This window comes from Mycolicibacterium duvalii (genome assembly GCF_010726645.1).
In the GTDB taxonomy this organism is placed as follows: domain Bacteria; phylum Actinomycetota; class Actinomycetes; order Mycobacteriales; family Mycobacteriaceae; genus Mycobacterium; species Mycobacterium duvalii.
Genome location: NZ_AP022563.1, coordinates 4,650,589 through 4,667,430, shown reverse-complemented (window position 1 = coordinate 4,667,430; position 16,842 = coordinate 4,650,589). Strand labels below are relative to the sequence as shown.

General features: G+C 70.2%; 19 protein-coding genes. 11 read left to right on the top strand and 8 right to left on the bottom strand.

Annotation, left to right across the window (positions count from 1 at the left end):
• Positions 1–46 precede the first annotated feature (46 nt).
• Both G6N31_RS22080 and G6N31_RS22075 read left to right on the top strand, forming a co-directional pair.
• The gene (locus G6N31_RS22080; RefSeq protein WP_098004248.1) at positions 47–694 is read left to right on the top strand and encodes an MOSC domain-containing protein; all 648 of its coding nucleotides are present in this window, start codon (positions 47–49) and stop codon (positions 692–694) included.
• A 68-nt stretch (positions 695–762) separates the two neighbouring features.
• Positions 763–1,713 carry a phosphotransferase gene (locus G6N31_RS22075; RefSeq protein ID WP_234815373.1) on the top strand — a complete coding sequence of 317 codons (951 nt, stop codon included), beginning with the start codon at positions 763–765 and terminating at the stop codon, positions 1,711–1,713.
• Here G6N31_RS22075 and G6N31_RS22070 read toward each other — a convergent pair.
• The 4 genes from G6N31_RS22070 to G6N31_RS22055 form a co-directional block, all read right to left on the bottom strand.
• On the bottom strand, positions 1,695–2,171 hold the full coding sequence (locus tag G6N31_RS22070) for a hypothetical protein (protein WP_133117702.1): 477 nt from the start codon (positions 2,169–2,171) through the stop codon (positions 1,695–1,697). The two genes, G6N31_RS22075 and G6N31_RS22070, sit on opposite strands and share 19 nt — an antisense overlap.
• A gap of 79 nt (positions 2,172–2,250) precedes the next feature.
• Positions 2,251–2,967: an NUDIX hydrolase gene (locus G6N31_RS22065; protein ID WP_098004304.1), complete on the bottom strand. Its 717-nt coding sequence runs from the start codon at positions 2,965–2,967 to the stop codon at positions 2,251–2,253.
• Positions 2,968–3,037: 70 nt separating this feature from the next.
• Complete coding sequence (locus tag G6N31_RS22060; RefSeq protein ID WP_098004246.1) at positions 3,038–4,282, bottom strand: KasA/KasB family beta-ketoacyl-ACP synthase; 1,245 nt, start codon at positions 4,280–4,282, stop codon at positions 3,038–3,040.
• Between the two features lie 421 nt (positions 4,283–4,703).
• Positions 4,704–5,690: a hypothetical protein gene (locus G6N31_RS22055; RefSeq protein ID WP_098004245.1), complete on the bottom strand. Its 987-nt coding sequence runs from the start codon at positions 5,688–5,690 to the stop codon at positions 4,704–4,706.
• Positions 5,691–5,906: 216 nt separating this feature from the next.
• On the opposite strand from G6N31_RS22055, the gene G6N31_RS22050 reads away from it, so the two are divergent.
• Positions 5,907–6,917, top strand: coding sequence for an iron-containing redox enzyme family protein (locus G6N31_RS22050; RefSeq protein ID WP_098004303.1), 1,011 nt, complete (start codon positions 5,907–5,909; stop codon positions 6,915–6,917).
• Positions 6,918–6,946: 29 nt separating this feature from the next.
• On the opposite strand, the gene G6N31_RS22045 is transcribed toward G6N31_RS22050, so the two are convergent.
• Both G6N31_RS22045 and G6N31_RS22040 read right to left on the bottom strand, forming a co-directional pair.
• Positions 6,947–7,177, bottom strand: a complete 231-nt coding sequence (locus tag G6N31_RS22045; protein WP_098004244.1) for a CDGSH iron-sulfur domain-containing protein — start codon at positions 7,175–7,177, stop codon at positions 6,947–6,949.
• Positions 7,174–7,866: a class I SAM-dependent methyltransferase gene (locus G6N31_RS22040; protein WP_098004243.1), complete on the bottom strand. Its 693-nt coding sequence runs from the start codon at positions 7,864–7,866 to the stop codon at positions 7,174–7,176. The genes G6N31_RS22045 and G6N31_RS22040 overlap by 4 nt, the downstream gene beginning before the upstream one ends.
• Before the next feature lie 151 nt (positions 7,867–8,017).
• Here G6N31_RS22040 and G6N31_RS22035 point away from each other — a divergent pair, with 151 nt between their 5' ends.
• Positions 8,018–8,272, top strand: a complete 255-nt coding sequence (locus tag G6N31_RS22035) for a metallothionein (protein ID WP_098004242.1) — start codon at positions 8,018–8,020, stop codon at positions 8,270–8,272.
• A 25-nt stretch (positions 8,273–8,297) separates the two neighbouring features.
• Here G6N31_RS22035 and G6N31_RS22030 read toward each other — a convergent pair whose 3' ends face one another.
• Positions 8,298–9,002, bottom strand: a complete 705-nt coding sequence (locus G6N31_RS22030) for a cutinase family protein (protein WP_098004241.1) — start codon at positions 9,000–9,002, stop codon at positions 8,298–8,300.
• Between the two features lie 206 nt (positions 9,003–9,208).
• Between G6N31_RS22030 and G6N31_RS22025 the strand changes: the two genes are divergently transcribed.
• From G6N31_RS22025 to G6N31_RS22010, 4 genes are all read left to right on the top strand, one after another.
• Positions 9,209–9,484: a hypothetical protein gene (locus tag G6N31_RS22025; RefSeq protein ID WP_098004240.1), complete on the top strand. Its 276-nt coding sequence runs from the start codon at positions 9,209–9,211 to the stop codon at positions 9,482–9,484.
• Positions 9,485–9,549: 65 nt separating this feature from the next.
• Complete coding sequence (locus G6N31_RS22020) at positions 9,550–10,107, top strand: type 1 glutamine amidotransferase domain-containing protein (RefSeq protein ID WP_098004239.1); 558 nt, start codon at positions 9,550–9,552, stop codon at positions 10,105–10,107.
• 33 nt (positions 10,108–10,140) lie between these two features.
• Positions 10,141–10,632 (top strand): MarR family winged helix-turn-helix transcriptional regulator, encoded by a 492-nt coding sequence (locus G6N31_RS22015; protein WP_109790841.1) that lies wholly within the window; start codon positions 10,141–10,143, stop codon positions 10,630–10,632.
• Complete coding sequence (locus G6N31_RS22010; protein ID WP_098004237.1) at positions 10,629–11,885, top strand: MFS transporter; 1,257 nt, start codon at positions 10,629–10,631, stop codon at positions 11,883–11,885. The genes G6N31_RS22015 and G6N31_RS22010 overlap by 4 nt, the downstream gene beginning before the upstream one ends.
• On the opposite strand, the gene G6N31_RS22005 is transcribed toward G6N31_RS22010, so the two are convergent.
• On the bottom strand, positions 11,882–13,012 hold the full coding sequence (locus G6N31_RS22005; RefSeq protein ID WP_098004302.1) for a glycoside hydrolase 5 family protein: 1,131 nt from the start codon (positions 13,010–13,012) through the stop codon (positions 11,882–11,884). The two genes, G6N31_RS22010 and G6N31_RS22005, sit on opposite strands and share 4 nt — an antisense overlap.
• 745 nt (positions 13,013–13,757) lie before the next feature.
• Here G6N31_RS22005 and G6N31_RS22000 point away from each other — a divergent pair.
• From G6N31_RS22000 to G6N31_RS21990, 3 genes are read left to right on the top strand one after another with little or no spacing between them, the layout of a single operon-like run.
• Positions 13,758–15,380, top strand: coding sequence for a PP2C family protein-serine/threonine phosphatase (locus tag G6N31_RS22000; protein WP_098004236.1), 1,623 nt, complete (start codon positions 13,758–13,760; stop codon positions 15,378–15,380).
• Positions 15,377–16,462: a cobalamin B12-binding domain-containing protein gene (locus G6N31_RS21995; protein ID WP_098004235.1), complete on the top strand. Its 1,086-nt coding sequence runs from the start codon at positions 15,377–15,379 to the stop codon at positions 16,460–16,462. The genes G6N31_RS22000 and G6N31_RS21995 overlap by 4 nt, the downstream gene beginning before the upstream one ends.
• Positions 16,459–16,818, top strand: coding sequence for an STAS domain-containing protein (locus tag G6N31_RS21990; RefSeq protein WP_098004234.1), 360 nt, complete (start codon positions 16,459–16,461; stop codon positions 16,816–16,818). The genes G6N31_RS21995 and G6N31_RS21990 overlap by 4 nt, the downstream gene beginning before the upstream one ends.
• The last annotated feature ends 24 nt before the right edge of the window (positions 16,819–16,842 follow it).

Below are 16,842 nucleotides of genomic sequence, written 5' to 3'. Positions count from 1 at the left end.
GGACCTGCTGTCGGCCAACATCATTGGATGCTGTTAGCTGGTGCTCATGGCTTCCGTTCTGACGGTCAACGTCGCGTCCGCGCCGGTGCAGCTGGGCCGGCTGCGTTCCGGGATCGACAAACGGCCCAGCCCGGGCCCGGTGCCGGTACGAGCACCCGGACCGGCGCGCAGCGGGCCGGGCAGCGGTCTGGCCGGCGACACCATCGGTAACCGCCGCTACCACGGGGGTGACGATCAGGCGGTCTACGCCTACGCCCGCGAGGATCTCGACCGCTGGGAGACCGACCTGGGCGGGGCCCTGACCAACGGGGTGTTCGGGGAGAACCTGACCACGTCCGGCGTCCACCTCACCGACTGCGTCATCGGGGAGCGCTGGTCGGTGGGCGACGACGGACTGGTTCTGGAGGTGACCAGCCCGCGCACCCCGTGTCGTACCTTCACGGCCTGGCTGGACCGGCCCGGCTGGATGAAGACGTTCACCGCCGCGAACCTGCCCGGCGCATACTTCCGGGTCATCGAACCCGGCACCGTCGCCGCCGGCGCAGCCGTCGCCGTGCTGGACCGGCCCGACCACGGCGTGACCGTCGGCACCGTCTTCCGGGCGTTGATGAGCGAGCCGGCGCTGCTCCCGTCCCTGCTCGTCGCCGACGCGTTGCCGGACAAGATCAAGAACAAGATCCGCAAGCGGCTGTGAGCTCGTCCGGCCCGACCGCCGCGAAAATGCCGAGCTGACCGGTCAGCTCCGTCGCTAAGGTGGCGCCGGTGAGCCCACTGCAGACCGCAGAGCAGCTCGCCCGACGTACCCGGCGGGCGTGCGCTGCGGCGCTGCGCGCGGCAACCGCCCTCGGGCTGTCGGCGACGCGCGCCCGCGTGCTGCACGACGCGTTCTCCGTGGTGGTGCAGCTCGAACCGGAGCCCGTCGTCGCCCGCATCCCGGTGGTGCTGACGGGAAGCTCCGATTCCGATGCGCAGCACAGCCGCCAGCAGCGCGAACTCGACGTCGCCGGTTGGCTGGCCGACCGGGGCGTTCCGGTGGTGCGACCGGCGGCTCAGGTTCCCCGCAGGCCGGTGCGCCAGGACGGCTTTCCGATCACGTTCTGGGAACTGGCCGACCTCGCCGAGGACCACCAGCCCTACCGCGGCGCCGATCTGGCCTACAGCGCCGAACTGCATGCGCGCCTGGCCGACTACCCGGGTCGACTGCCGTTTCTCGCGCCCTTCAACCTCGGCCTGCCCGAGCTGCTCGACCAGCTGCGGCCGGGCGGCCTGTTGTCGGCTGCCGATCTGGATCGGGTCTGGACGGAATTCCACGCGATGCGTGCCGTGCTGTCGACCGCCGAGGCGTTCCAGGCGGCGTTCCCGTCTGCCACCGTTCAGCCCATCCAGGGCGATGCACCGTCGCACAACGTGATTCACGCGCGGAACGGAATCCTGTTCAGCGACTTCGAGGATGTCTGCATGGGACCCGTGGAGTGGGACATCGCGCTGCTGGGTCGCGACGCCACCGCGCAGTACGACGCGGCGGCGGTGCGACGGGGCCTGCGCGCCACCGATCCGGATGTGCAGCAGCTGATGGACTCCGCGCGGCGCCTGCAGTTCGTCGGGTGCCTGCCGCTGATCGACGAGCTACCGATGCTGGCGCCCGGACTGGCCCAAGCGGTGCAGGAATGGCGGAACAGCCCCGGCTGGAGTGATCAGACCGGCAGCTGGTAATCCATCGGTGGCCCGTCGGGTCCGACCGCGCGCTCGTCGGCGATCGCCGTGGCCACCGCGACCCCGTCGCGGACGATGCCCAGCACCACCACGCTCTGCGCGGGCGCGAAGGTTTCGGCGCCGGGCACGGTGATCCGCGTGGTCTGCGGCGTGACCCGGAAGGTGGTCAGCCGACCGTCGGTGGCCATGGTCACGGTGTCGTCGGACAGCGCGACGATCTGGCCGCTGCGCTGGAACTCCCGTGCGGGGGGCTGCGCCTCCGAACCGACCGACGCGGGCGCAGCCACCACGGCGGTGACCGGTCTGGGCGATGACGCCACCGGCTGCTCATCGACGGTGGCTGCCAGCCATCCGGCGAAGCCGGCCGCTACCATCGCCGAGGTCAGCGCAAGACGCCGGAGGGAGAGCGGGCTGCGACCACGGAGGTCGCGGTGGCCGGTGAGCTGTACAGATGTCATGGCAGTTGTCGTCCCCAGTCGGGTTCGTGTCGGTCCCGGGTCGGTTACCCGAGCGACCGAGCAAACAAACCCGTGCGTGTCAACGCCAGGCGAACACCGGTTGTTCCATCTCGTCTACGGGGTCGGGACGACCTTCGAGCCCCAGCCACCTCAGCTGCAACAGCACCGCCCCGGTCGGGGCATGGATCAGGTCGTTGCCCAGCGGGATCTGCACGACGGGACGGGGGCTCTCGGCGATTTGCACGAAGCGCGGGGAGTCGGCGCGGGTGAGCTGATGTAGCCCGACCCGGTAGACGGCCACCACCTCGTCGGGCGCGGGGCGCGGGTCCAGCCGGCCCCCGCCCCACATCACCACCGGGGTGATCACATAACCCGAGCGGGTCGGGTAGTCGTCGAGTTGGCCCAGCACCGCCGACTCCGGCAGCTGCACGTCGAGTTCCTCGTGCAGTTCCCGTCGCGCCGCGTCGACGGCGTTCTCGCCTGGGTCGAGGCGACCACCGGGCAGCGCCCACTGCGCCGAGTGCGACGAGAGCCGGGCGGCCCGCCGGCACAGGAAGAACGCGGCGCCGCCGGACACGTCGACCATGCGTCCGTCGAGATCCTCGGGCATCGGCCGCCCGGCGATCCAGTCCTCGACGGGTGCGGGATCGACGCGGTCCTCCCCGACCAGGGAGTCCACCAGTACCACCGCGACCGCGGCGCGCCGCTTGCCGGCATCGGTGACGACACGGCGCCGGTGCCGGGCCAGCCGCTCCCGGATGCCGTCGCGCAACGCGTCGTCGTAGGCGAGTGTCACCACGAGAAGATTACGCAGCGGTCCGGCACCCGGGGTTCACGGTGTCCCGCGACCGCCGGGGCCGGGCGGGTCAGTACTTGCCGAAGACCAGCGCGACGTTGTTGCCACCGAACCCCAGCGTGTTGCTCACCGCGTAGCGGTAGTCGCCGGGGCGCGCCTCTCCGGTCACCACATCGAGGTCGATCTCGGGATCGAGGGTCTGCAGGTTGCGCGTCGGGGCGACGACGCCGTCGCGGACCGTCTGCACGGTCAGTACGGCCTCGATGGCCCCCGCGGCGCCCATGGCGTGCCCCAGCGCCGCCTTGGGGGCCGTCACGGCCGGCTGATGGTGACCGAACACCTGACGCAGGGCGCGCGCTTCGGTCAGGTCGCCGACCTTGGTCCCGGCGGCATTGGCGTTGACGTGGTCGATGTCGGTGGGAGCCAGCCCGGCCAGCGTCACCGCATGGCTGATGGCGGCGGCTTCCTGCTCGCCGGAGGGGTCCGGTTGCAGCAGGTCGTACGCGTCGGACGTGGTGCCCACGCCCATCAGACGGGCCAGCGGCGTCGCGCCGCGCGCGGCCGCGTGCTCCTCGGACTCGACGAGCAGCAGCGCCCCGCCCTCGCCGAAGACCATGCCGGTCCGGTTCTGGTCGAAGGGCCGGCACGCGCCCTCGGGATCGTCGTTGTCGGTGGCCAGCATTCCCATGTTGTTGAACACCACGATCGGCAGCGGCTCGATCTTCGATTCCACGGCACCGCAGATGGCCACGTCGGCTTCACCGAGGGTGATCAGCCGCCACGCTTCGGCGATGGCCGACGCGCCGGAGGCGTCGCCGACGGTCGGCGCGATCACGCCGGCTTTGGCCTGGCGGTCCAGACCCACCGCGGCGGCCGGAGCGTTGGGCATGTGCATCTGCACCGCCAGTGGGGAGATCGCCCGCAGACCCCGGCTCTTGAATTCCTCGTACCCGGTCCACAGGTCGCGGGTGCTGCCGAAGGCATGGCTGATCGACACGAGAAGGCGGCGTGTCTCCACCTCCGGATCGCCCGCCGCCGCCCACAGCCGCCGGCTCAGGACCAGGGCCATCTTCTGCATGTACGACAACCGGCGCACTTCGACGCGGCTGAGTTCGGCGTCGAAATCCTCGGTGACCCGGCCGCCGATGCGGACCGGCAACTCGACGTCGCCCGGCAGGAACTCGGCGATCGACCCGATGCCGCTCTTACCGGCCTGCAGCTGCGACCAGGTGGACTCGGCGTCGGTGGCCAGCGCGGTGGTGGACGCCACCGCGGTCACCACGACCGCGGGCCGACCGCCCTTCGATGTCGCCACGTTCGACCCCCTCGTGTCGTTGCCCCGATCATCATCTCAACACGGACTTCTCTAATCGGCAGTTCGACACTTCGTCAAGGGACATACCTGCCAGCAACCCTGGTCACCGGCGTTTGCAGGTCTGGAATTACAGAGCTTTCCACCATCTGACCGGTGAGGACGGCTCATTGCTCCATGCCGGCGGCGGGGGCTGTGACGTCGTGCGCAAATGGCCCACCAGCCGCCGCAGGGAGTCCCTGGCCGCACCCAACACCCCCGGATGACCGGCGATGGCCGATCGAGAAACTGACATGACGCCTCCCACCCGCAGGACCGGCGACAGCCACCGGTCGGAGGTCAGGCGGGTACCCGCATTACCCGTCGTCAAACGCACCGAACCGGTGCGAGCACGTGGCTCGCACCGGTCGGCAGCGAAGGGACGTCAGCTGATGCCGACGACCTCCTGCGCGATCGCGGCGAGGCGGGCCTGGGCCGCCGAGACCACACGCTGACGGTTCTTGTGGGCTTCCTCGTAGGCGATGATCACCCGGATGTCGGCCGCGTCGGTCAGTTCCTTGACGGCGTTGCCCGCTTCGGTGACGGTCAGGTCGTCGTAGTCGCTGATCGGCAGCTCGCCGGGTTCGAGCGTCCCGGTCGCCCCGCGGGCGGCGTGAATCGCGTCGGCCGCGTCCTCGGCGCCCTGCTCGCGGGTGATCCGTTCGGCCGCTTCCAGCGCCGAATCACGGGCGCCGGACAGCGCGCGGGCGGCGATGTCACCGGTGCGCGTGCTGCGCTCGGCCAGGTCGTTGATCGTCGGACGCACCGAGCGCAGCGCCTCGGCCGCGCGATCGGCGCCGCGGGTCGACCAGGTCAGCGGCAGGTTCACGACCTTCACCGCGAGGCCGGCGAGGGCCTGCATCGGGGTGCGCCGCAGCGCGGCGGGACCGCCCAACGCGTCCTCGGCCAGCACGGTGGTCAGCCACTCGACGGTGGCCGAGTGCGCCGTGATCAGCCGGGTCGCGAGCTCCTCGACTTCGGTGTTCTTGGCGCCGACGGCCAGCGCCTTGATGTAGCGCGCCCGGTCGAGCAGCTGGCCCTCGAGAGCGAGGTCGCCCAGCAGCGCCTCGTCGAACGGCTCGGCCTGCTCGGTGAGGGCCTTGACCGCCGCCGCGGCCCGGCCCAGGAACGGGCCGAGAACGTCGGGGAACCCGCCGAGATCGCGGATCGCCTGCTGGATGGCCTCGGCGCGGATGCGCGCGTTCTCGGCGTTCTCGGTGAGTTCGCGGCGTACCGCATCGGTGCGGGCCTGCGTGACGCGGGTCTCCGCGACCTGGATCTCGGTGTGCGTGAGATCGAGCACGGTGCGGAGCTGGGCGATCAGAGTCGCCGTCTCGTTGGTTCGGGCCTCATTGTTCTTGACGGTGGCCATATCTGTGTTTCACCCCTTCGAGTTGATGAGCAAGATCGGTGAGCACATCTTTTGTGCGCCTGCTCCTGGGTTACCCGTCCGGCCCGGATGCGATGGGTGATCCGCCGACATGTGAGAAAGGCGGCAAGATGTGTAGGCACCGGGGCCCGGTGGGTAAGGCGTCAGGGCTTCGAAAGCTTGTTTGGTTCTTGGCCTCCGGGGTACGTGAGTGCCGTGATGCCGACCCTGGTTCAACCCGTGCTGCCCGAGCCCCGCGGACCGATCTCGATGTCCGTGGTGGACCTGCTGGCCGAGCGGGCGCAGTTGCGCTACCTGACCCGTGTGGAGACCTCGCTGGCCGACGCCGATCCGGCCGGCCTAGACGTGCAGTTGGCGCTCTACATCTGTTACGAACTGCATTACCGCGGATTCGCCGGTGTGGATCCCGGGTGGGAGTGGAATCCGGGCCTGCTGTATCTGCGGGGGCGTCTGGAGGAGTTGTTCCTCGAGGATCTGCGCCGCGGGGTCGGGCACATCGGCCCCGACGTCAGCGCGCTCGAGGAACTCGACGCGCTGTGTGTGGAGCCGCTGCAAGGCAACGGTCCCTCGTACTTCTTGCGGGACGAGGGCACATGGGACCAGATGCGCGAGTACTTCGTGCACCGCTCGGTGTATCACCTCAAGGAGGGTGATCCGCACGCGTTCGCGATCCCGCGCTTGACCGGGCAGGCCAAGGCCTCGTTCGTGGCCGTCGAGTTCGACGAGTACGGCGCCGGCAAAGGCGCCCGACTGCATCAGCAGCTGTTCACCGACCTGATGGCCGCCGCTGACCTGGACACCACCTACCTGGGCTATCTCGACACGGTTCCGGCGGAGTCACTCGCGGTGGTCAACGTGATGTCGATGTTCGGTCTGCACCGCCGCTGGCGCGGCGCCGCGGTCGGGCACTTCGCCGCGACCGAGGTGACGTCTCCGCCCGGGTCGCGACGCATGGTGGCCGCGCTGGAACGCCTCGGCGCACCGCAGGAGTGCGCGGGGTTCTACCGCGAACACGTCGAGGCCGACGCGGTGCACGAACAGGTGGTCCGCACCGACGTGGTCGGTGACCTCGTCGCCCGCGAACCGGGGCTCGACCAGGACGTGGTGTTCGGCATCCGGGCGTTCGGGCTGGTGGAAGACCGGTTGGCCGAACACCTGATGAAGTGCTGGCTCGACGGTCACTCATCGTTGCGCCGTCCGCTGGACTGACCGCGACAACGGCTGTCCCAGAGCCCGTTTCAGGTGCCTCCGGCGGCAGAGTGGGCGCTCTGCTCGTCGCCGCGCTGGCGCCGCCGGTGGCTGGTGTCACACAGCGGGTAGGTCTTCGACCGGCGGCACGCGCAGATCGCGACCATGAAGCGATCGGATTCGACGACGCCGCCGTCGGGCAGCTCGATGCACACCGGTCCCTCGACGAGCACCGGCCCGCCCGGCACGACGCGTACCAGGCGGGCGGGTTGGTCGGTCATGGCGCGTCCGCGCGGATCACGACGATCCGCTCGCACCGGGCACCAGGGGCCAGCAGCCCGGACTGCATCAGCCACTGCGCCCGGGCAGTCATCACCGGGCCGAACGGAATGACCTGCTGGGCAACGACTTCCGCGCGCATACCGTGCACGCGCAACCCGCGCAGGGTCTGCTGCACATTGGAGCACTCCGAGTGCACGATCAGCATCGTGCCGCCCTCGTCGAGAAGCAGCGGGGCTGCCGCGCACAGCGGATCGAGTACCAGGCGCCCGTCGGTGCCGGCGTTCCACGCCTGCGCAGGTCCTGCCGTCGACGGGATCACCGACGTGTCGTCCAGCGGCGGGTGCGGTACATATGGCGGATTGGCCAGCACCAGGTCGTAAGGACCGAATTCGACTGCGCGGGCCCAAGATCCCCGATGCACCGACACATCCATGCCCGCGGCCGACGCACTGGCCCTGGCGTACTGCACCGCGTTGGAGCAGATGTCGAAGGCGGTCACCTCCGCGGCACCGGCCGCGGCCGCAGCGACCGCGACGACACCGCTGCCGGTGCACAGATCGGCGACCCGCGAGCCGGGGGCCAGACCCGCCTGTTCCATCGCCTCGACAAGAAGATAGGAGTCCTGCTGCGGTGGATACACCCCGACAGGCGTCGCGACAGTGTCGAAGTCGGTGTATGCGGTCGTCACGTGGGCTCCTTGCTGCAAATCTGCGCGACGCGGATACGACGTCGCCTCTCCTTCATGCCCCATTCGCCGCTGGTCAAACCCATCGGTAGGACGTTTGCCGTGTCGGCAGGCGGGAAACCGAGGTCCAGACAGCAACCGAAAGGACTCCCTGATGGCCATCTGCGACACCTGCGGCAACGACTACGACAAGGCGTTCACCGTGAACTGGCCGGACGGCCGGTCGGCGACGTTCGACAGCGTGGAGTGCGCCGCAGTGCAACTGGCGCCGGACTGCCGGCACTGCGGGTGTCGCATCCTCGGCCACGGCATCGAGACCGACGACGGCATCTTCTGCTGCGCGCACTGCGCTCGCAAGGACACCAACGCCGATGTCAACGACCGCTACCCGGTGCCGGCGGGGGGCTGAACGCCCCACCGGCACCGAGGGCGGGTCAGAGTCGCTCGATTGCGTACCGGGCCCCGTCGTTGACCTGCCCGTTCACCGGGTACAACGCGTGCGCCAGCGACGGACCACCGCCGGGGACGCCTGAGCAGATGCCGTCGCCGGGGGCGCACAGCCGCAGCGTCTTGTCCGCGTAGAGCGGGCCGATGGTGAGTGCCGGGGCCTGGTACTTGCTGAGGAACTCACCCGAGGGCGTGCCGAACAACACGACCGCTGCGACGTGGTCGGCGACATCGGCAGGCATCGGGGCAGGTGCGACCGCGGCGGGCACACCTGCCGGCACCACGTCGGAGGTGACGAAGCCGGAAACCACCGCGCCCTGGGAGTAGCCGCCGAGGATCAACCGGGTGTCCGGGCAGTTGGCGGCCATCGTCTGCACGCGATCGGCGCCGTCGCGGACACCGTCGATGACGGTACGGGCGAACTCCTCGCGGGCCGAGAAGTTGTCGCCCGCGGGGTAATTCACCGCATACACGCCCACGCTGCGCGGGGCGGCCTGCGCGCGCACCGCGTCGACGAACGCCTGACCCACCCCGCCGACGCCGGGAGCCTCGTTGGTGCCGCGCGCGAAGATCACCTCCACGTCCGGACACGGCTGCGCGGAGGCGACCGGCGTCGCCGCCACACTGGTCAACGCTGTCCACGCTCCGAACGCCACCGCGATGGCGCACCGCGCCACCCTTCGACCTGCCATCGCCGTCTCCTTCGACCGAATACGTCACACCAGCATTACCCGGCGGAGATACCGCCAAACGAGACGTCATACTTCTGCAGCGGCGCTGCTGCCGCGCCAAGCCGTCCACTGCATGGCCTGATCACGCTGCATGCCAGCAGGATTCGACGGCGGAGGCTGCAGCAGCCCGACTCCCCGGGTTCGCCGACGTCGGATACGGTCGAACGATGTCCAACGTTTCGTCCAATGACCGTATCGAAGACGTCGCCCCCGGCGACCTCGTCGTCGTCGACCGCGGCGCCGGTGAGCGGCCGTGCAAGGTGGTCCACGTCGATCGGGGTGATGCAGGGGGGTCCGACGTCTCCGCGTTCCGCATCACCTTCGAAGACGAGAACGCCGAGACGTTCCAGCTCGAGATGGCGGCCGGCACCCGCGTGACGCGCGCCCTCGAGTCGAAGTGGGAGTCGACCCAGAGCCCCACGCCGCACACGGAACACCCGTAACGGCGCGACCGATTCGATCGGCCCGCAGCGGGTAACCGGCAGCAGAGCCGATGAGAGGATCTGACATGCCGAACGAACTGCAAGGCCGAAAGATCGCCTTTCTCGCCGCGGACGGTGTCGAGAAGGTGGAGTTCGAACAGCCCCGCGACGCCGTGCTACAGGCCGGCGGCCAGATGGAGCTTCTGTCGGTGAAATCCGGTGAGATCGACGCACGCAACAGTGATCTGGAACCTGCGGGGACCATCCCGGTCGACCGTGAGGTCGCCGGCGCCCAGGTGGACGAGTTCGACGCGCTGGTGCTGCCCGGCGGCACCGTCAACGCGGACAAGCTACGCCTCGACGAGTCGGCGGTGTCCTTCGTCCGCGACTTCATGCGCTCCGGCAAGCCGGTGGCCGCGATCTGCCACGGTCCCTGGGCGCTGGTGGAAGCCGACGTGGTCAGGGACCGCACGCTGACGTCCTACCCGAGCCTGCGCACCGATCTGCGCAACGCCGGCGCCACGGTCGTCGACCAAGAGGTCTGCATCGACGGGAACCTGATCACCAGCAGGTCACCGAAGGACCTGCCGGCGTTCTGCCAGGCCATCACCGACCAGTTCGCCAACACCCCGGCCCACACCTGAGCGCTCATTTCGTGAGTTTGCCCTGACATTTATGTGTGCTATGCATATTTGGTGCCGCCGTCCTCCTATTCCCCCTTCGATGCGCTCGACGACCTGCTGACCCGGATCCACATCGCGCGCCTGCGGCCGAACTGGCGCCGACGGCTGCTCGACCCGGCCGGCCCGGTGGGCAGCGTCTCCACGCTGCGGGTGCTGCGGGCGGTGGAACAGTGCGAGCTCACCGGGGGTGGCGCGAGTGTGCGGGATGTCGCCGACTACCTGGCCGTCGAACAGTCGACCGCCAGCCGCACGGTGGCTGCGGTCGTCGCCGCCGGCCTGCTGACCAAGACGATGTCCGCCGACGATCAACGGCGATGTGAGCTGCTGCTGACCGAGGACGGGCGCGCGGCCCTGTCGGCGGTGACCGACCGGCGCCGGGAACTGGTCGCCGAGGCGGTGGCCGACTGGCCGCGCGCCGACGTCGAGACGTTGGTGTCGTTGCTCGACCGGCTGGCCGACCGTTTCGAATCGGCGGGGAGCCGATGACCGCGCAGACCACGCCGCCCGCCGCCGAGTTGCGCAGCCGCGGCGCGCTGGGCCTGATGTTCGACCCGGTCTTCGGCGCCCTGTTCTGGGGCAAGATGTTCTCGGTCGCCGCGGTGTGGACACACGGCATCGTCGCCGCGATCGTGATGTACGACGCGACCCGCTCGGCGCTGATGGTCGGCCTGGTGGGCGTCGTCCAATTCGCACCGCAGCTGATCCTGAGCCCCACCAGCGGCAAGTGGGCCGACACCGGAAACCCCGCCCGGCAGATCCTGCTCGGCCGGGTGCTGTGTGTGGCCGGGTCGGGGTCGATCGCCGTCTGGTTCTTCGCCTCCCCCGAGAGCGCCGGAATGTCGGCCGCGGCGCCGGTGCTGCTGGGCACGACGCTGGTGGGTTTCGGATTCGTCGTGGGCGGCCCGGCGATGCAGTCGATCGTGCCGAATCTGATCCGCGGCGGGGAGCTACCCACCGCGATGGCGCTCAACAGCATGCCGATGACGGTCGGGCGGGTGGTCGGTCCGGCCACCGGCGCCTACCTGGCGGCGCACCTCGGTCCGGCCTCGGCCTTCGCGGTCAGCGCGGCGCTGCACCTGGTCTTCGCGTTGGTGCTGATCACCGTGCGGTTCCCGGCGCCGCCGCAGCGGCGCGCGGGCGCCGATTACCGGGTCCGCGTGGCGGTGCGCTACGTGTTCCGCGATCGGCCGCTGCTGCTCGCGCTGATCGCGGTGACCACGATCGGCGTGGCCTCGGACTCGTCGATCACCCTGGCTCCATCGCTGGCCGACCGGCTCGGTGGCGGCGCCACGCTGGTCGGGACGTTGTCGGCGGTGTTCGGCGTGGGGGCCGCAGTCGGGATGGGCGCGCTGGCTCTGCTGCGCGGACGCATCGTGTCGGCCACGGTCTCGTCGATCGGCCTGGTCAGCCTCGGTGTCGGGTGCGCGGTGCTGGCGTTCAACTCGACCGTCGCGGTGGCCATGGTGGGACTCGGGGTCGCCGGTTTCGGTTTCGGGTGCGCCATGACAGGACTGAGCACGCTGGTGCAGGAGCGCGCCCCGGCTGAACTGCGGGGCCGCATCATGGCGCTGTGGCTGGTCGGGTTCCTCGGCTCGCGCCCGATCGCCGCGGCCGTGCTGGGCGGTTCCGCCGACCTGCTGGGGGTCTCGGCCGGGTTCGCGCTCGCGGCCGCGCTGACGGCGGCGGTGGCACTGTGGTGCCGGCCCCACCGGCTCACCGGGCCGCTGCCGGCGGACTAACCCAGCCGTCGTCGTCCGGTCAGTTTCTGGATCGTGCGTACCTCGTCGGGCCGATACGGCTTTCCGCCGGGCTGCAGCAGGTCGTGGAACCACAGGCCCGGCGGCCCGGTCACCGGCCGCTGCCACGAGTCCCACGGCAGGTAGGTCTGCGTCTTGCCCGCGACCAACCCCCAGGTGTACGCGCCGACGCGCTGACGCTTCGTGATCGGCAGGATCGCCTGGACCGTGCTGTCCAGGGACCGCGCCATGTACTCGGTGCACATCATGGGGCGGCCCAGTGGCGCCAACTCGGCGATGCGGGCTTCGAACTCGCCGGGACCGGCATAGCTGTGGAACGTGATGACGTCGGAGTTGTCCAACTGGATCGCGTTGATCTCGCCGCGCCGGGCCGGATCCGCCCAGACACCGTCCCAGACCCCGCTGGTCAACGGTTGACTCGGGTCGGCCGACCGGGCCCAGCCGAAGACCTGCGGCAACACCTCGGCAACGAGTTCCGCCTTGTCGGGACGCTCGATGCCGGAATACGCGTCGGCGGGGTTGTCGGGCTCGTTCCACAGGTCCCAGCCGAGCACCCGGTCGTCGGTGCGGAACCGCCGCACCACACCGACCACGTAATCGCGCATCAGGGTGCGGTATCGCCGGTCTGCCAGGTGTTCGGCGCCGGGACTCTGCACCCAGCCCGAGTTGTGCACGCCCGGGCGGGGCGCGCGTTGCCGGCCCAGCCGCGGGTGCGGATCCCAGCACGAGTCGAAGAGCACGAACAGCGGTTTGACGTGATGGCGCGCGGTGATGTCGAGGAACTGGCCCAGCCGGCGAAGGAATCCGTCGGGGTCCTGCAACCACAGCTGGTCGTGCAGAAACACGCGCACCGTGTTGAACCCGAGCCACCTGGCCATGTGCAGCTCGGTGTCGATCCGTCGGGGATCGAAAGTCCCGGGCTGGAACATCTCGAGCTGGTTGACCGCGTTGGAGGTGACGAAGTTGGCGCCAACGAGCCACCCCTGGGCCTGATACCAGCGGTGCGCGCGATCCGCCGGCCACCGCTGCGCCGCGGCCGACGACGGCGCCGCCAGGGCCACCCCGGCGCCCGCGAGGATCGGGAGTTTGAGCGCGGTTCGACGCGGCATCGGCATGAAAACGAAAACCCTTTACCTGGACAGGATTGCGTGCGACGGCGCGGTGCCGACCGAGACCTGCGTCGGCCCAGCGCGACGGGCGGGCCCGTGTGCCACAGGTCTTCTGGCAGTGTATCGACGCCGGCGCGGGTCGCGTTACGCCGACGGACGGGCCGGCTTCGGACGGCAAAGCGCCACTGCCCGAATCACTTTCGCTGACAGCTGGAGCAGCTCACGTGGAGCGTCCTCTGCGACTTTGCCTGTCGGAGAGCAAGGAATTTCTGCCTGCCGGTGATTCGTTCAGTCGTCGGCGTCGGGAATGCCTTCCGGGGGCGGGGTGGAGTAGGCCGGGTTGGCCGGTGGTACGTCGGTCTGACCGTCGGCGGTTTGCTCGGCGTCGATGCGATCCTCGGGAGACATGACCGTGGCGTACCCGTTCCACGGGGGCCTATTCGCCGGCCTGGTCCGAATCGCCGTCCACTGCGACCGCGCGACTTCGTCTGCGGGGTCGGCAGCAGGCGATCCACCCGTACGCCGCGGGCGCCCGGAAGTATGACGGTTCGCGGTCGCGCAATTGTGACGTTTGCGCTGGCCGCGCACATTTCCCGGAGACGAAATGACGGGCGGCCAATAGGGTAGCCGTAGGGCGATTTCCGCTGAGCGGATCGGGCTGCGATGCTCGAGTGATGGAGCGGGTGGGTTTCTGCGCGCTGCCGCACTCGTGAGCGGCGCAGCGTCATCCGCGTGAGGAGGTGGCATGAGGGACAACGCACCCTCGGGCACCGGGCTTGAAGATCTGTGGGCTGACGTGCCCCATCCCGTCGTGGTGGTCGATTCCGCCGGAGTGATCCGGGCCGTCAGCGGCCCGGCGGTGTTGGTGTTGCCCGACGTGGCCGCTGGGCGTGCGCTTGCCGACTGTGCGCCCGCCTGGCTGGTCGAGGCGCACCGGCCCGATGCGCGCCCGGTGTCGGGGCTTATAGACGGCCTGGAGTATGCAGCGCAGCCCAGCGCCCTGGCCGACGGCGACGTCGCCTGGTGGCTGATCGAGGACACCGCGCCCGCGGTTCGCGAGATGCGGACCGCGCTGGCCCGCGAGCAGGAGCGCGCAGCGTTCCTCGACGAGGCGTCGGCCGTGCTGATGGCGTCGTTGAACGTGGACCGCTGCATGGAGGCCACGGTGCGCATGGCCGCACGCCACATCGCCGACGCCGCCGTGGTGGTCACGCCGGCCACCGGCGGCCGGCTGCCGGTGGTGTGCTGCGACGACCAGGGCACCGTCGAGCACCGGCAGGTCAGCGCCGACCCGGCGCAGGTGGCCGGGCTCGGTGAGGCGCTGCGCGGGTTCCCGCCGGTACCGTCCCGGTGGATCGATGCGGCCTCGGTGCCGGACTGGCTGGTGCCCCGCGGCTTCGCCGGGTCCATCGGTTCGGTGGTCATCACCCCGCTGCCCGGGCACGGGGTGTCTGCAGGGGCGCTGGTCCTGCTCCGACGCGAGTCGGAGACCGTGTTCACCGCCGGGGAGGAATTGTTCGCCCGGTTGTTCGCAGCACGTGCCGGGGCGGCGCTCTCGGCGGCCCGGCTCTACGCCGAACAGTCCGCGATCACCCGGACCCTGATGCGCGACCTGCTGCCCCCGCAACTGCACCGGCTCGAGGGCGTCGAACTGGCCGGCGGCTACCGCGCATCGGAGGACCACGAAGCCGTCGGCGGTGACTTCTACGACGTCCACCCCGCCGTCGGTGACGACGGCGAGACGCTGATCGTGCTCGGCGATGTCTGCGGCAAGGGCCTCGAGGCCGCGGTGATGTCGGGAAAGATCCGCAACACGCTGCAGGCCCTGGCCCCGCTGGCGGGTGATCACGCGTCGGTGCTGGGGCTGCTCAACAGTGCCCTGCTGTCCCCGGTGGACACCCGCTTCGTGACGCTGGTGCTGGCCTCGGTGTCGTGCCGGGAGGGGTTGGTCACCCTGCGGCTGACCAGCGCCGGTCATCTGGCCCCGCTGATCGTGCGCAACGACGGCACCGTGGAGGAGGCCGACACCCGCGGCACCCTGGTCGGGGTGCTGCCCCAGGTCAACGCCCGCTCGTTCGAGACATCGCTGGCGCCGGGCGAGACCTGCCTGCTCTACACCGATGGCGTGACCGAGGCGCACGGCGGACCGCTGGGCACCGACATGTTCGGCGAGGAGCGACTCGCCACCGCGCTGACCCGCTGCGCCGGCCTGCCCGCCGAGGCTGTGGTCGAGCACGTGATGATGCTGACCTCGCAGTGGGTCAGTGAGCGCAGCCACGACGACATCGCCGTGGTGGCCATCACCGCTCCGCGTCGCACCCATCTCAGCGCGGTAGACGGGCACACAGCGGGTAGATACATCGCATGACCGTCGTCGGTGACAGCCCGGACCCCCACGAGGACCTCCGCGAGGCGCTGTGGGCCGCCGCCGTCGACGGCGACGAATACACCGCCGTCGGGTTGGTGTACACCGCCCTCGACAACGGGACGCCCGCCGAGGAGGTACTGCTCGAGGTGCTCGCCCGGGTCCAGCGGCGCGTCGGCATGGAATGGGCGGCCAACCGCATCACCGTGGCCCAGGAACATGCCGCCACCGCGATCAACGACCGGGTGATCGCCGCGCTGGCCCATCACCCCAGCGTCCGACGGCCCGCCTCGGCCGGCCGCGTGACCGTCGCGTGCGTCGACGGCGAATGGCACGCGATGCCGGCCCGGCTGCTCGCCGAGGTCCTGCGACTGCACGGCTGGCAGGTCGACTTCCTCGGGGCGCAGGTGCCCACCCCTCATCTGATCTCACATATCAACCAGCACGGACCCGACGTGGTCGCGCTGTCGTGCTCGATTGCGACCCGGCTGCCCACCGCACACGCCGCGATCACCGCGTGCCACGTCGCCGGGGCGCCGGTTCTGGTCGGCGGTGCCGCGTTCGGTGCCGACGGCCGGCTCGCCGAACGCCTGGGTGCCGACGCCTGGGCTCCCGACGCGCGCTCGGCAGTGGCCCGGCTGGCGCAGGGCTTCGGGCCGGTGCGGGTCGCGCCCACCCACCAGGCCGTCGACGATCTGCCGCACCTCGCCGACCAGGAGTACACGATGGTCCGCACCTCGGCGGGCCGGCTGGTGCAGACCACGGTGAGCGACCTCGAGCAGAGCATCCCGGCGATGCGTGACTACACCGCCCAGCAACGCCAGCACACCACCGAAGACGTCGCGCACATCGTCGACTTCCTGGCCACCGCGCTCTACACCGACGACGACGAGTTGTTCACCCAGTTCATCGGTTGGACCGCCGACATCCTCGACGCCCGCGGCGTACCGGCCGCGTCGTTGCTGCCCTCGCTGGACTCGCTGGCGACCCAGCTCGCCGAGTTCCCCCGCGCCCAACGGCTGCTCGGCCATGCCCGCGCCAGCCTGCCCGTTCCCTTGTCCGCCGACCCCAAGCTTCCCGCATGAATCTCACCGTCACCGTTACCCACTCGGCCCCCGCCGCCCGCGTCCAGGTCGCCGGCGACCTGGCCTACGGCTCGACCGCGGCGCTGACCGACACCGTCACCGAACTGTGCAGGGACACCGCCGACCTCGATCGCCTGCACCTGGACTTCGCCGACCTGACCTTCTGCGACTCGGCGGGACTGTCGGCGCTGCTGCAGATCCACCGCCGGCTCTGCCTGGCCGGCATCGGATTGCAATTGGACCACCGCCCGGCGCACCTCGAGCGCATCCTCGACGTCACCGGGCTGCTCGACTACCTGACCACGACTCCGGTCCCGGTCCCGGTCACGACCCCGGACGAGACCGAGCTCGGCTGAGCAGCGCCGCCGTTTTCGGTCGCG